Source organism: Mucilaginibacter sp. P2_A5 (assembly GCF_056404995.1).
Window position 1 is genome coordinate 99,185 of record NZ_JBFUCY010000016.1, and the last position, 15,066, is coordinate 114,250.

General features: G+C 44.8%; 11 protein-coding genes. All 11 read right to left on the minus strand.

Annotation, left to right across the window (positions count from 1 at the left end; all coding sequences use genetic code 11):
- Positions 1 to 44: 44 nt before the first annotated feature.
- Positions 45 to 1,424 carry an ethanolamine ammonia-lyase subunit EutB gene (locus tag AC1DXF_RS15615; protein ID WP_477449652.1) on the minus strand — a complete coding sequence of 460 codons (1,380 nt, stop codon included), beginning with the start codon at positions 1,422 to 1,424 and terminating at the stop codon, positions 45 to 47.
- Between the two features lie 87 nt (positions 1,425 to 1,511).
- A complete protein-coding gene (gene eat, locus AC1DXF_RS15620) occupies positions 1,512 to 2,858 on the minus strand; it encodes an ethanolamine permease (protein WP_477449653.1) in 1,347 nt (448 codons plus the stop codon).
- 250 nt (positions 2,859 to 3,108) lie between these two features.
- A complete protein-coding gene (locus AC1DXF_RS15625; RefSeq protein WP_477449654.1) occupies positions 3,109 to 4,041 on the minus strand; it encodes a sugar phosphate isomerase/epimerase family protein in 933 nt (310 codons plus the stop codon).
- Between the two features lie 417 nt (positions 4,042 to 4,458).
- On the minus strand, positions 4,459 to 7,056 hold the full coding sequence (locus tag AC1DXF_RS15630; protein WP_477449655.1) for an MGH1-like glycoside hydrolase domain-containing protein: 2,598 nt from the start codon (positions 7,054 to 7,056) through the stop codon (positions 4,459 to 4,461).
- Positions 7,057 to 7,379: 323 nt separating this feature from the next.
- Complete coding sequence (locus AC1DXF_RS15635) at positions 7,380 to 8,450, minus strand: dipeptidase (RefSeq protein WP_477449656.1); 1,071 nt, start codon at positions 8,448 to 8,450, stop codon at positions 7,380 to 7,382.
- An 11-nt stretch (positions 8,451 to 8,461) separates the two neighbouring features.
- Positions 8,462 to 9,595, minus strand: a complete 1,134-nt coding sequence (locus AC1DXF_RS15640) for a D-TA family PLP-dependent enzyme (RefSeq protein WP_477449657.1) — start codon at positions 9,593 to 9,595, stop codon at positions 8,462 to 8,464.
- A 175-nt stretch (positions 9,596 to 9,770) separates the two neighbouring features.
- Entirely contained in the window at positions 9,771 to 10,235 is a 465-nt protein-coding gene (locus AC1DXF_RS15645; RefSeq protein WP_477449658.1) for a RidA family protein, read from the minus strand.
- Positions 10,236 to 10,438: 203 nt separating this feature from the next.
- On the minus strand, positions 10,439 to 11,548 hold the full coding sequence (locus tag AC1DXF_RS15650; RefSeq protein WP_477449659.1) for a hypothetical protein: 1,110 nt from the start codon (positions 11,546 to 11,548) through the stop codon (positions 10,439 to 10,441).
- Positions 11,549 to 11,645: 97 nt separating this feature from the next.
- On the minus strand, positions 11,646 to 12,461 hold the full coding sequence (locus tag AC1DXF_RS15655; RefSeq protein ID WP_477449660.1) for a hypothetical protein: 816 nt from the start codon (positions 12,459 to 12,461) through the stop codon (positions 11,646 to 11,648).
- A gap of 28 nt (positions 12,462 to 12,489) precedes the next feature.
- Positions 12,490 to 14,043, minus strand: a complete 1,554-nt coding sequence (locus tag AC1DXF_RS15660; RefSeq protein ID WP_477449661.1) for a vanadium-dependent haloperoxidase — start codon at positions 14,041 to 14,043, stop codon at positions 12,490 to 12,492.
- Positions 14,044 to 14,071: 28 nt separating this feature from the next.
- Entirely contained in the window at positions 14,072 to 15,004 is a 933-nt protein-coding gene (locus AC1DXF_RS15665) for a hypothetical protein (protein ID WP_477449662.1), read from the minus strand.
- Positions 15,005 to 15,066: the final 62 nt, after the last annotated feature.

Below are 15,066 nucleotides of genomic sequence, written 5' to 3' on the forward strand. Positions count from 1 at the left end.
TTTTTTCCTTTTGCCTTTCACCTTTATCCTTTCACCACCTCTTCCTAAACCATCGCTCCCAACAATCCGTGCGCCGGGTCAATGGGGATCATATTACCCTTAATATCGATAATTCCTTGTTTTATCAGCCATTGTTCAAATTCTGGCGCCGGTTTTAAACCAAGTACTTTACGCAAATATAGGGCGTCATGAAATGAGGTGGATTGGTAATTAAGCATAATATCATCGGCACCGGGTATGCCCATAACAAAGTTACAGCCTGCCACTCCTAACAAAGTTAACAGGTTGTCCATGTCATCCTGGTCGGCCTCGGCATGGTTGGTATAGCAAACATCGCAGCCCATGGGCAGACCAAGTAGTTTACCGCAAAAATGATCTTCCAATGCCGCGCGAATAATCTGTTTACCATCATATAAATATTCAGGCCCTATAAAACCCACAACCGTATTCACCAGCAGGGGTTTAAACTTCCGGGCTACGGCGTAAGCCCTTACCTCGCAGGTTTGCTGGTCGACGCCGAAATTGGCATTGGCAGATAGCGCACTTCCCTGCCCGGTTTCAAAATACATCACATTATTGCCCACCGTGCCACGCTTAAGTGATAGCGTTGCCTGGTAAGCCTCTTCAATTAAATTAAGGTTGATGCCGAAACTTGTATTGGCTTTTTCGGTACCGGCTATTGATTGAAAGCAAAGATCCACCGGGGCACCTTCATTAATCAGTTGCAAAGTGGTGGTAATATGGCTCAATACACAGGTTTGTGTGGGGATATTAAACTGCTGCCTGATATTATCCATAAGCCTCAATAAGCTACTTACCGCTGCGGGGCTATCAGTAGCCGGGTTTATACCAATGGTAGCATCGCCGCTGGCGTGCAAAAGGCCATCAATAATGCTGGCAGCCACGCCTCTCGGATCGTCTGTTGGATGATTTGGCTGTAAACGGGTACTAAAATGCCCGCTTAACCCAATAGTATTCCGAAACCGGGTGACTACCCTGCATTTTTTGGCTACCGCGATCAAATCCTGGTTGCGCATTAGTTTAGATACCGCTGCAACCATTTCGGGCGTTAATCCGTCGGCAATATCGGTTAAAGTTTGGGTATCTGTTTCATCGCTTAACAGCCAATCGCGTAATTCGCCAACAGTTAAATGGTTTATTTGATTAAATGATTTAACATCATGATTATCAATAATTAAACGGGTTACTTCATCCTGTTCGTAAGGAACAATAACCTCATTTAAAAACGTTTTGAGCGGCACATCGGCCAGGGTTATTTGCGCGGCAACCCGTTCTTCATAACTACCGGCGCATACGCCCGCCAGTTCATCGCCCGAGCGGTAGGGCGATGCCTTGCCCAGCAAAGTTTTCAAATCCTGAAACTTGTAAACCTTATGTCGTATAGTGTGGCGGTAGTTAGTCATTGGTCATTTGCTTCGCGTCATTGGTCATTGGGTCATTTGCTTCGCGTCATTAGTCATTGTACAAAAATGACCTAATGCCCCAATGACCTAATCAGGTGTTGCCATCATTTCGTCTGTAAGGGCTACTTTGTGTTTACCCATAATGATAAATATAATACTGATCAGGAGCAGGCCTGCAAAAAATATAATGCTCACCGTAAAGTTAAACCACATAATGGCAAATAAACTTATTATTGTTATAAGCAGCGCTATACCCGGAAACCACGGATACACAGGCGCCTTAAATGGCCGGGGAAGCTTCGGCTCCTTTTTCCGTAGGATGAACAAACTCACCATGCACATAATGTACATAACAACTGCCCCTAATACAGACAGTACCAGGATTTGCGAAGTACCATTCTTGGTGTGGGTGCCTATATAAATAGCTATAAAACTAACAGCCCCAGCCACAACCAGTGCCCAATGCGGTGTTTTAAACCGATGGTTTAGGTTATCTAATCCTTTTGGTAAATAACCACTCCTGGCCATTGCAAATACCTGCCTTGACGATGCCAGAATTGTACCATGAAGTGATGCTATCAGCCCAAATAAGCCGATGCTGGCAAATATTTTGGTTAAGCCGCTTGCTTTGCCCAGTACAATACCTATTGCTTCGGGTAAGGGGTAATCTAAAGTACTTAGTTTACGCCAATCGGTTATTCCACCGGTAACAACCATCACACCTAATGCCAATGCTACCAATGTAGCCAGGGCACTGATGTAACCTTTGGGTATATCTTTTTTGGGGTCTTTTACTTCTTCGGCAACCATCGCTACACCTTCAATAGCAAGATAAAACCATATGGCGAACGGAAGGGCAGCAAACACACCTCCCCAGCCAAAAGGCATTGGGTTGCTCATGTAGTTACTCATTTTAAAATGAGGCGAAACTATACCTAAATACAAAACCAATTCGGCAACCGCCAAAATGGTGATGAATACCGAAAATGCGGCAGATTCTTTTACTCCCAAACCATTAAGCAACAAAAATGCGGCATTAAATACCAGGGCCGAATGCATAACCGGGATATCCGGGTATAAAAAATGGAGGTAACTTCCTAACGAAATAGCTATTGCCGGTGATGCAAAAAGAAAATCTATAAGTGTGGCATAACCGGCTATCAGGCCGCCAAATGGCCCCATGGCCCGGTAACCGTAAGCAAAGGCGCCGCCTGCATGCGGAATTGCCGTGGTAAGTTCTGTGTAGCTGAAAATGAACGTGATATACATCACGGTTATAACCACTGTGGCTATAAGCATCCCGATTGTACCGGCAACGTCCCACCCAAAATTCCAGCCAAAGTACTCACCAGAGATGACCAGCCCGACAGCTATCGCCCATAAATGAACTGGTTTTAAAACTCTCTTTAATTGCTCTGCCGGGGGTGTTGCCATACGTTTTGATTTGCCGCCTTAAGATACTTATTGCGGGGCTAATATCAAAATTGACGTATGTTATGGAATTGTTAACCTGTTAGTTCATTGGTTCATTGGTTCATTGGTTCATTGGAACGTGGGCATAGCGGGCAAAAAGCCGTCGACGCACCAGACTTCCGAAGTTTTTAAAACTTCGGAAGTCTCACGGCTACCGGGTTAATGATTAACCTTCAGACAGGACAAATGAACAAGTGAACCAATGAACTAATTAGACCTTCAACGTATTTTTCAAATACCCGATACTGCTGGTAATGCTTGCCAGCGGATCTTTCGGGCCATCGTGTTCAACGAAGAAATGTTTCATGCCGGCTGATTTTGCAGCTGCGAAGATTGGCTTAAAGTCGATGGTGCCGCTGCCTACCGGTAAAATGGTTTTACGTTCGGCATCCAGATCTTTTACGTGCCAAAGCGGGAAACGGCCGGGGTGTTGTTTAAACATTTCAACCGGATTTTTGCCTCCTTTTATGGCCCAGGCCAGGTCGAGCTCCATTTTAACATTTTGGGGATCAGTTTCGCTTAGCAAAAGATCGTAAGGCACTTTGCCATCAACAGCATGAAACTCCATATCATGATTATGGTAGGCAAACTGAATACCTACCTTTTTGGCAGCTTCTCCTGTTTTATTTAAAACTTCTATAGTCGATTTTATTTCTTCCAGCGTTGCTGTGGGCGAATTGGCGCATACCAGGTATTTAATGCCGCCTGCTGCCGCATCATCAACCAATTCCTGCATATTATCACGCAGGTTTTTCATTGGGGGAATTACCATTGGCTTACCATCGGCACCGTTTGGCAATTTTGTTCCCGGAGGAAGTTTGAATGGGGCACCCAAAACGTGGTGCGATGTCCAGTTCATGCCCAGGTCATTCACCATGACTTTAAATTCCTTGGGTGTCATGCCGTAATAACCTCCTTTTTTGCTGAAGGCCGATTCCATGTCTTTGAAGCCAAGGGCTGCTATTTTAGTTAGCGTACCTTTTACATCTTCATCAATAACCCCAAAAAATGTAAAGAGTTGCAAGCCGACGGCATGCGGAGCTGCCATATTGCTCAATAAAGAAGCGGCTTTGCCGGATAATGCAATACCGCCAAGCACCAGTGCACCGGAGCTTTGGATAAATTTCCTCCTGTTGTAATTCATGCTGATAATTTTAGTTTTAATGTGGTACAGTAAATCTAAATAATAATTATCAGCAAATTAAAACTTATTGTGTCTTTTTTACACATTAACTCAGCTGATCATCCCGGTAGCGACAAGCTTATGATGTCGGGCAGATAAAAGCATCAAATGACACCTTGCTTTTACTGCCTGATCCTGCTTAAAAACCCAAACTACCGGCAACTATTTTGGCCAACAGGCACACAAATGGGGCTGCGTTTAATTTGCCCAAAACGTAAGTTTCGTGTTAACCATGAAAAAAATATAATTAATTGATTACCAAATATTTATATTATATTCAATTCAAAATGTGTTAAGTTATGTTAACCCAATTAAATGCTTTTATGCTGCATTTACACTTGGTTTTGGCGCTCGTAAAGCGCTGTCATCAGCAGGTGCCTATTTAAACAAACAATTAGCAATCAGCCCCGTCCAGCCGGTTTGATGGGACGCCCCCAAACCACGACCTGTATCGCCGTCAAAATATTCGTAAAAAAGTACATGGTCCTTAAAATGAGGATCGGTTTGCATTTTGTGATTTGTGCCAAACAATGGCCTGTGCCCCTTATCATCGGGCAAAAACAGTTTAGAAACCCGGCTGTATAGTTCATTGGCTACTTCGGACAGGTTCATGAAATTACCCGATCCGGTGGGGCATTCCACTTTAAAATCATCACCGTAATATTTATAAAAACGTTGAAGGCTATCAATAATAAGGTAGTTTATCGGCATCCAGATAGGGCCACGCCAGTTACTGTTACCCCCAAACAGGCCGCTATCGCTTTCGCCAGGTTTGTAGGCGATGCCAAAATCGACTCCGTTGACTGCTATTTTATAAGGATGATCCAGATGATATTTTGACAATGAACGGATACCATAATCGCTTAAAAACTCCTTTTCATCCAACATGTATTTCAGCAGGGATTTCATACGATAACCACGCAAAAGGCTGATCAAATGCCGGCCGGTGCTATTTTTTTCGTTCCAGCGCGATACCAGCGAAGCAAGGTCGGGCCGCTTTTCGGCAAACCATTTCATTCGTTCTTTAAATATGGGGCTGTCGGCTATATCTACTTCATCCAAAACTTCGGTCGCAAATAACGGTATCAGGCCCACTATGCTCCTTACGCGCATTTTAACCGAACCATCATCGGGGAAACGGATCTGATCATAAAAAAAGCCATCCTCATCATCCCAAAGCCCTTCGTTGCTTTCGCCAAAGTTTGACATAGCCCCAACGATATAGATAAAATGCTCAAAAAACTTAGAGGCTATATCCTGGTAAGCTTTATCGGTTTCCGCAAGCTCGGTTGCAATCCGCAATAGGTTAAGCGAGTACATAGCCATCCAACTGGTACCATCAGCCTGTTCCAGGTGCTGGCCGGAAGGCAGCCGGGTATTTCTGTCGAAAACGCCGATGTTATCCATCCCGAGGAAACCTCCTTCAAAAATATTGTTACCGGCCTCATCCTTACGGTTTACCCACCAGGTAAAATTGAGCATCAGTTTGTGGAAGATCCTTTCTAAAAAGTAGGTGTCGCCCTTTCCGTTATTTGCGGCTTTGTCGGTTTTGTAAATATTCCAAACTGCCATGGCATGTACCGGTGGGTTTACATCGCTAAAATCCCATTCGTAGGCCGGCAGTTGCCCATTAGGGTGCATATACCAGTCGCGGGTAAGCAGTATCAACTGATTTTTGGCAAATGCCATATCTACAGTTGCCAATGGCAGGCAATGGAAGGCCAAATCCCAGGCGGCAAACCAGGGATACTCCCATTTATCGGGCATAGAAATTATATCCTTAGTGTTCAGGTGCCTCCATTTATGGTTACGGGCATCCTCCCGTTGTGCCGAGGGCCTTGGTTGAGCAGGATCACCGTTTAGCCATTGGCGGATGTCGGAGTAGTAAAACTGCTTGTTCCAAAGCATGCCCGCAAGCGCCTGGCGTTGAATGAGGCACCTTTCGGCGTCCTCTTTATCATTGTAAACATCGTTGTAAAACTGGTCGGCCTCGGTTAGGCGAATATCGAAGACGTTGTCAAAATCTTCAAAGCTATAATTGGCATCCGGCGAAAGCCTTAGCTTTAAAGTAACGCTTTTACCGGCTGCAACCGTAATATCATAATTAACGGCAGCTTTTGTACCCGTTTGTTTGGGGTTGATGGTATTCGCGCCGTGAATTATATAGTCATTAATGCCGTCTTTATGGTATTTATAGCCACTATCATAATTGTACAGCCGCTGCATATTTGTTTCATTATCGCAAAACAATACCCGGGGATTACCTTCGGCATGCAACCAAAGCTGACCAAGATCTTCGTGAAATATCTCAGTTGTGCAATTACCATGGGCCGAAATTTGTGGCTTATAATCGTCATAACCCCAGCTCCAGGTATTGCGGAACCATAAGGTAGGCAAAACATTCAACGCCGCATCTTTGCCGCCCCTGTTATGTACGGTAATTTTTATGAGGATGTCATCCTGCGCGTTTTTGGCATATTCTGTAAAAACATCAAAATACTCGTCATTATCAAAAATGCCGGTATCCATCAACTCAAATTCGGGATCGTTGCGTGTACGGCGTTTGTTTTCGTTAACCAGCCAGGCGTACGGAAACTCATTTTGCGGGTACTTGTACAGGGTTTTCATGTACGAGTGGGTAGGCGTACTATCCAGGTAATAGTATAATTCCTTTACATCCTCGCCGTGGTTGCCTTCGGGATTGCTTAGGCCGAAATAGCGTTCTTTGATGATTGGGTCTTTTTTATTCCAGAGGGCTATAGCAAAACAAAGATTTTGCTGGCGGTCGCAAATACCGGCTATGCCTTCCTCGCCCCAGCGGTAGGCTTTGCTGCGGGCCATATCATGAGTTATATAATTCCAGGCATCACCATTCGCGCTATAATCTTCCCTAACTGTACCCCATTGGCGGTCGCTTACATAGGGGCCCCACTTTTTCCAACTTGTATCCTTTAGCCTCGCTTGTTCTGCATTCATCGCGCAAAGTTGGCTTATTTGCCGCAATTAGCCCAATTGTAGGATTTGTTTTACACGGAAGTGAGAAAACGATAGAATTAGCAGGGCTTTACAGCAAATTAAACCGGTGAAAAACGTTCCACCGGAACGCCTGGATCATGCGGAACGCTCTGGAACGCCTTGGTGTTGACTATCAACACTTTATGATTTTGCAAGAATACGCCATGGAACACTAAATCGCCTGACTATCAATCATTTAACAAATAAGATTATCTTGTCCTGAAATAGGTTTACACATTAAGTAAACAAACTGTCTTGATTTCGTTACCGCTGTGAAGGACATTTTATCCCCAGGCCTTTCTCAAAAACCTTAGCCAGTTACCGTGCATCATATTTTCAATATCCGCAGCGGTATAACCGCGTTTTTTTAACAAATTAGGCACTTTTTGTAAATCGGCAATGGTTTCCAGGTCGTATGGGCATTGCTCGCGGCCAAAAGCGCCGTCAAGATCGGTACCCATGCCTACATGCAACGCGTTGCCGGCTACCTGGCAAATATGATCGATGTGATCTATCATCACCTCCATGTTGCAGTTCATCCCCTTGGGCGTGGATACACCCCTCACCCATCCCGGAACCATCATCCAGGCATCCAATGCGGCACCTATTACTGCCCCCCTATCAACCAAAGCTTTAATCATCTCATCGCTGTACTGGCGGTTGTGATTTACCAGTGCCCGGCAGTTGTTGTGGCTGGCCCAAACGTGACCGTTGAAGTGATCCAATGCCTCCCAAAAACTATCATCGCACAAATGCGTTGCATCCAGTATGATATTCAGACGCTCCATTTCTTTGAGCAGCTCATGCCCTTTAGGCCCCATATAGCCGGTTGCATCGGTACCTTGCGCGTACCTGCCGGGGCCATAGTGTGCGGGGCCTACGGCGCGCAGGCCATAGTTATAGGCGCGCTCCAGGTGTTGTACGGTTATAATTGAATCCGCGCCTTCCAAACTCAGGATATACCCTATAGCTTTATTTTCTGTTGGCGCCCCATCATTCCAATAAGCAAGATGTTTCTCTAATGATGCCAAATCGTTTACCTGCACCATTTGGCTGGCATCTTCCATAGCTTTGTACCAGGCTACCTGTCCCTGCGTTTGCGCCCATGCCTGTTCGGGCGAGTGCCAACCCGGCAATGGGTTGCCGGGCGCCACATAACGGCCAATTTGTGTGGCCACTACCAAACCAATATCGCCCTTGCGCAATTCGGGCAAGGTAACAACGGCTTTGGCGCGGTCGGGTTTGTCGGTAAGCCCTTCTTCGCGCTGGTTTAATTCGGCCAGCGGGCGGGTAAGGTCGCGGTTCCACTCCAGCGCGTTCATGCTCAGGTCTAAATGGGCATCAATTACAAACATATTTTTTATTATCAGATGGTGATTTTACGGTCGCGGGCCAGGTTAAGCCATTCGCCGGTAAGTGTGTTATTTTCGATGGTATAAACGCGTTCGTATAAGGCCACTGTTGGGCATACATGATGTGGGATGCCATAAAGCACGTCGCCTACCTTATAGCTATGGCCCTTGCCAGCATCAACAACCAAATGCTCTTCGCTTTGGCCAACGGGCACCAGCTGGGGAGCATTCAAAAAGTAAATTCGCTTGCCCAGTTCATTTTCGGCCGAAATAGATTTATGCCCAACATCCAGGCAAAGTTTGGTATCATCGGGCAACGATACAACCCGTGTTACTACCAATATGGCCGAAAGAAATGCCTGCTCTGGTATCTCCAACTCATAGCCCCTATCCCAATAAACAAAAGTACCGGGGCTACATTCCACAACAGGCCTTTTTGAATGAATGGTAAACGTTGGCGAGCCTCCTGCAATTATCACCGGTTCGGGGTAATCTTTTGCCTTCAGATCCTGTTGCAGCTTTAGTACAGGGATAAAACCGGCGTCGCAGCGTTCTTTTCGTTTTGCAACATCAACATCGTGAATGTGGCCGTCATAGGCATGCAAGCCAACCGGATTAAGCCCTGGCAATACGGCGCAATCCATATATAGTTGCAATGCATCAAAACCGGGCGCAATACCTGTACGGTTCATGCCAACATTTAAATCGAGGTAAACATCAATGGTAATTTTACCAACTACGGCGGCATCCGAAATTTCTTTGGCTGCTAAATCGTTATCAACCAAACTCGAGAAGCGGGTTTGCGGGTAAGTGTGTATTAATTTGATAAACCTATCCAGCTTAGGCCCTACGGGCTGGTAAGCAAGCAAAACATCGGGCGCTTTACATGTACCCAGCAGTTCGGCTTCGGCAATGGTTGCGCATTTAAATTTTCTTATTCCCGTATCCAGCAACAGCTGTGTAACCTCCCTGTTTTTGTAGGTTTTTATGTGCGGGCGTAACCGGGCAACATCATCAATCATGGTTTTAAGCAAATTGATGTTGGCCTGTACCCTATCGGGATAAACAACCAAAGCCGGGGTATCCAGCTTATCGATATTGTCTATCGTGAACCAGTGCTGAGTAGTGAGTGGTGAGTGGTGAGTCATGAATAGTTAAAAATGAATTCGCAAACGAGTTTTTCTAACCCTGTATTTTGTCATTTGTTTTACGATAACCCAATTGTTTTGCGCCATCAGGAACGATTCGAATCAGCGTTTGCCACATTCCAACAACCCCATCCTAAAAGTCTTGATACTTGATACTAACTACTTGATACTAAAATCAAACTAATTCAAACAAAGCTTCAATCTCAACCGGTATATTATCGGGTAACGATCCCATTCCTACTGCGCTGCGTACGCCTATGCCATTTTCCTCGCCCCAAATTTTGGCAAAAAGTTCGCTGGCTCCGTTAATGATGAAAGGATGTTTTTCAAAATCGGGTGTGCAGTTAACCATGCCCAATACTTTGATTACGCGTTTTACTTTATCAAAGCTGCCAATATTGGCTTTTATGGTAGCCAGCATAGCTAAACCAACCTGCCGGGCGGCCAGCTTCCCATCTTCCATATTTATAGTATCGCCAATGCGGCCTATAATCAGGGTGCCATCATCCTGCACCGTACCGTGACCGGATAGGTAAAGGTATTTTCCATCAACTAAACATGGTTTATAAACGCCAAGCGGCTTTGGTGCGGGCGGCAGGTTTAAACCCAGCGCCGCAAAATTTTCTTCGGGAGTGTTCATATTGTAAAACTATAGTATTTCCAAATCTATAAATACTATTGATAAGCAGTGCAAACATCTTTAAATATTTTAAGAACTTATAATATGGCAATGAACTGATTAAAAACGGTCGGAAAGAAGCGATATACTACGGAGTTGTTTACCATAAAAACAAAAAAAGCCGGGGTCTCAATCCCGGCTTCTGCTTAAACCATAAATCAACTTTATTTAAATCTGTACGTAATTCCAATGTTAACAGCGTAATCGGCAAAAGCCGCATCGCCTTGTGCGTATGTTCCGGTAAGGTTGGTTGAAATTTTGTCAGCAACGCTTTGTGTACGTTCGCGACGTAAGGCAACCGGCACAAACGCATAAATAGAAAGTGTTTTTACACGGAATGTAACCCCAGGCTCGGCAGAAAGGATATTACCCGGCCTTCTGAAACCGTTACTGCCGCCTACAAGGTCATGAACCGGTAAGCACTCATAACGCGCGCCTGCCGAAAAATCAAATTTACCTGTGCCATAGCTTGCACCAGCCCTAAGCATTACCTGGTCTGGCACGCTCATAATATCGCTGCCGTTAGCAATTGCTTTAGCACTTGGAGTACCACCGCGGGCTGTTGAAACGCCATTTTGCTCGCGTGGGCTTACCAGGTAATAAAAGCCACCATATACTCCAAATTTGTGGGTAAAATTATAGTAGGTGTTAATTTCGGTCGTGATACCTGTACCGCCATCTCCCAATTGGATAGATTGATCAACCGGGCCAAGCACTTTGGTATCGGCTGTACCGCCCTGGTGGTAAAAATAGTCCTGGTAGTTATAGGCGCCGGTAGCCAGTTTTAAGCCTAAGCCTACCTGGATATTTCCCTTACGGGCCTTAGCCGGGTTTAACAACCATGCATAAGCAGTTAACCTAACATCGCCCAGGCCAAATGAGCGTGTATTTAAGCGCTCTTTACCACCATGCTCATATAACGACGAGCGCACGTTATTTACAATAGGTACATCTACAGCAAACGACCAGCGATTGTTAAACACACGGGTAAGGGTTATATCGTTGGTATAGGAATGGTTAATAACGTTGGTACCCGCAGCTATACGTTGTTTTTGTTCTTTGGTGCCCACAAAATGTTTGTATGACCTGAAATAGCGGCTATTGCTGTTAATCAGCCAGCTTCCTGCGGCTGCATTGGCGCTATCCGGATGTTCGTCCATTGTACATAAACCACCCGTACTCCTGATGGCTACGCAACCCTGCGCATTTACTTTCGCGGTCGTAAAAAGTACAAATAATGCTGCTACACAGCTCAATTTTAAAATTAGTTTCATCGTTTTTCTTAGTGTTATTATTGTTTTGGGTAATTGAATAGTATAGCCGGGTAATTAAACCCGGCTTAAACCTGCATTTTACAGGATTTTAGGTTAGTTAATTAGTTTGTAAATGGGATGACTTTTTAAAAGGCCATGATAAAAATCCGGAAGGCGATCGCTTAACAGCAAACCATAAGGATAACAATACCCCATAGCTGCCGCCCCGCTCAACCCATTCAAATATTTCGTATTTAGGGTAAAAGAGTTCGGTTGTTATTTTCCAGATAATAAACACCAGCAGGATATTTGCAAAAGGGCGAATAAGTACAGAAAACGCTGCCAAAACTTCAAAAATGCCAACTATCAGCGCAATTTTGTCCGGGTTGTTAAATCCCAAAGCATGGTACTGGTTAATTAAACCTTGCTTTTGTATCAGGTTTAACCAACCATGACCCAACAGCAGCAGGAATGCAAACAGCCTTAAACAAGTTAAAACATTTTTTAAGGTGTGTGCATCCATGTTTACATCGTCATCCATCCGGCCGAGCCATTTTTTTAGCGGCATTTTAAAACCGCCCTGCATTAGCAACAGTACGAATGGGGCGCCAAAATTGCCTGCGCGTTCAATAAACTCGGCAAAGGGCTCGCCGGATAAAGGGCGCATGGAGGCTGTAATTACTCCCCATACTACCAGCCAGCCTGCTACCGCACGAATTGGATATATTAACAGCGATAAACCAAACAAAATATCCATCATGCCCACATAAGGCATCAGCGTGTATGACATATCGTGCCCAATGCCAACTACGGCAAAATAGTTACACCATATTGGTTTGGTGATGATGCCAAAAGCACCATGACCTATAAAACACATTGCTGATGCAAACCTGAGCGTGTAGTATATATTTTTATCTGAAATTAAACGCGACATTTTTTTGTATCTTAAAGTCCCCTGCTCGTTATAATCCTGCTCCGTCTGCCTTACCCCTGTTAACCGCATATTGACCCACCGCTTTGCCGGTTACCAAACCAACCTCGCAATCGCTGCGGAAGTGTATACCGCCATACAACCTTGACATGGCAGCAGCCTGGGCCAAATCAGTAAACTTAGTTCCCCTGTCAGGCAATAAGTAAGTTAGCACAGTGGCCGCCGCGCCGCTAAAGTTAGAGTGACCCGATGTATAAGCCGGGAAATTTGGCACACCTGTAAGTGTTTTAATCAACGGATCTACCTGTGATGGGCGTTGGTTAAAGTAAAAATATTTTGTATCCCAGCAAACTATAGCAGCATCCATTTCGGCCATATTTAGTAAGGCAAAGTTACGGGCCCAGCGTACTTCGCTATAATTTTGTTTCACAAACTCGTCGGCAGCAATAGCATTCCAATGGCCGGCCGGTGTATAAGTGGCAACCCCATCAGCCCAAAAAGCAACCTGCTCTTCATGTGCGCGGCTATGGTCTTTACTCATCGACAATACCTCATCAACTTCTTTTTTATACTGGGCCGAGTTGGATAAATAAGGCGCTGCCGGGCGTAACGAAACAACGGTTAATGTATCAAACAAAAACGGAAGCACCTTTGAAAACAAAGGCAACATCGGCGGCCTTTTAGGAGTTTCCAAACTCACCCAAAATTTGCCGTTTTCAAATGCATTGGTTTCAAGTGTTGCCCACACTGCGGGCGTACCTATAGCTTTACCCGCACGGTCGCCGCGGGCCCTGGCTGCAAATAGGGCGGCAACCTGTTTGCCTAATGATTCGCCCGCTGCAATCTCGCCGCGGGTGTTAGCACCTGCCATAATACGGTATTCTTTTTGTTCCTGGGCTTTTTGGTTGATGAAAACCAATTCAGTAGGGAACAAAAGCTTCATCAGTTCAACTGTAGCGCCTGCAACAACTGCATCTTCGCTTGGGTACGATGGCAGTTCAGATACAGGCACCAACGCCTGTACAGCCGCATCATTTTTGTACGGCGCTGTACGTTTATACACATTTTTAAAGTGCCAGGCAGCCAGCAAAGCGTCATATTGGGCGGCGCTCACATAAGCGTAAGCACGTGCAGCGTATGGCGGGTTCGAAAAGGGAAATTCCGGATAATTAAAAGGATTGGCCGAGCTTGGCGCGGGATAAGTACCATCGGCATTTTGATACGGCGGAACGTTATGCTTAGCTACCAGCTGGCGCATAATCTCGTTCCAGCGTAATACAGCGCCTGCGCTCCAGTATTTAATAGATGCTTTTTGGTCGTCGGTTAAATTTCTTTGTGCCGCTTTAATTTCGTTGATATCGGCCAGGTAAGCAGGCGAGGTAACCGCGTCGGGCGCGGCAATGGTAAGTACGGTAAAATCTTTAACCAGTACCGGTTTCCAGGTGTCTGCATTAAGGTCAATATTGGCCGGTGCCAGTGCAGGGTATTGTTGGGTACGGTCTACAATGTCTTTTTTACAAGATGAGCAAAATATAGCTACACCTATAAACATCGATGGTATTATATAAAGTAATGATTTTTTCATCATGTTCTCTTTTAATAAATATTAAAAATTATTTCTCTTTCCGGGTATTAAAAACATAGTAAACGCCACCATAAAAGCTGCGCGCCTGACCAACGTTACGGCCTTTTAATACATAATTGCCGCCTGCTGTAAGCTCTAATCCGGGTATTTTGGTAAACGTGTATTTAAGGATGAGGCCTGCAAGCTTCGAGTTCATTTTATTACTTGGGAAAGGCATATCATTTTTCCTGATATCAAACCCACCATGGGTATCAACCTGCGTAAAGGTAGCCTCGGCGTTAAACTGCAAGCTCCTGAAACCGGCGCTTATTAAATAATTAGAAACATCGGGCATTTGTACCTCGTTGGTGTAATGCATCTCGGTGGTGTAATAAGAGTTTCTGTCGATAGTAATATTGCTCCTGCGCACATACTGATAGGCCCCGGCCACAAAAAACCGGCTAACCTGGTAATTGACCAAGCCACGCAAAGCAACATTTTTACTATGCAAACCAATAGATAATGGTAAAAAATCGGCCTCATAGTTACTTGCAGGTATTGAGCCCGAAAGAATAGCATGTAAACTCAACGATCCTTTACCTATTTCATGTTTAACAGCCAGCCATTTTACATAAGCGCTTACATCCTGCAAATTGCGTTCGCCCCGTAATGTTCCTGCCGATGCATTGGTGGTAACATAAGGGAGTGCTACAGATACGTTTATTTTATTTGAAAGGCCGTAAACAAAGCCAAGCATATAAGCATTTGAGCTTACCGTACCCAGGTTGGGTGCATCGCGTTTAAAGGTACCTTCCCAATAATGGTCCCATTGACTGTGTGTGTAAACACCTGCTGCGCAAACATAGTTTTTGGGGATCATCAGCGCATCGGCATCGGTTTGGGCTTGTACATGTTTGGATAAAGTAAGGCAAACAGCCATAACAATACAGCATCTGTAAAAATACAGCAATGAATGTTTCATTCTATTTAAGTAAAGAAATTCAATAAAATTTAATAATAAACTAACTGAGAGAAAATGATTTT

Excerpts from the sequence above, each read along its gene's own strand:
- AC1DXF_RS15655 (WP_477449660.1), bottom strand. The coding sequence starts at position 12,461 with ATGTCGCGTTTAATTTCAGATAAAAATATATACTACACGCTCAGGTTT.
- AC1DXF_RS15630 (WP_477449655.1), bottom strand. The coding sequence starts at position 7,056 with ATGAATGCAGAACAAGCGAGGCTAAAGGATACAAGTTGGAAAAAGTGG.
- AC1DXF_RS15650 (WP_477449659.1), bottom strand. The coding sequence starts at position 11,548 with ATGAAACTAATTTTAAAATTGAGCTGTGTAGCAGCATTATTTGTACTT.
- AC1DXF_RS15645 (WP_477449658.1), bottom strand. The coding sequence starts at position 10,235 with ATGAACACTCCCGAAGAAAATTTTGCGGCGCTGGGTTTAAACCTGCCG.
- AC1DXF_RS15640 (WP_477449657.1), bottom strand. The coding sequence starts at position 9,595 with ATGACTCACCACTCACCACTCACTACTCAGCACTGGTTCACGATAGAC.
- eat (WP_477449653.1), bottom strand. The coding sequence starts at position 2,858 with ATGGCAACACCCCCGGCAGAGCAATTAAAGAGAGTTTTAAAACCAGTT.
- AC1DXF_RS15665 (WP_477449662.1), bottom strand. The coding sequence starts at position 15,004 with ATGAAACATTCATTGCTGTATTTTTACAGATGCTGTATTGTTATGGCT.
- AC1DXF_RS15635 (WP_477449656.1), bottom strand. The coding sequence starts at position 8,450 with ATGTTTGTAATTGATGCCCATTTAGACCTGAGCATGAACGCGCTGGAG.
- AC1DXF_RS15615 (WP_477449652.1), bottom strand. The coding sequence starts at position 1,424 with ATGACTAACTACCGCCACACTATACGACATAAGGTTTACAAGTTTCAG.
- AC1DXF_RS15660 (WP_477449661.1), bottom strand. The coding sequence starts at position 14,043 with ATGAAAAAATCATTACTTTATATAATACCATCGATGTTTATAGGTGTA.
- AC1DXF_RS15625 (WP_477449654.1), bottom strand. The coding sequence starts at position 4,041 with ATGAATTACAACAGGAGGAAATTTATCCAAAGCTCCGGTGCACTGGTG.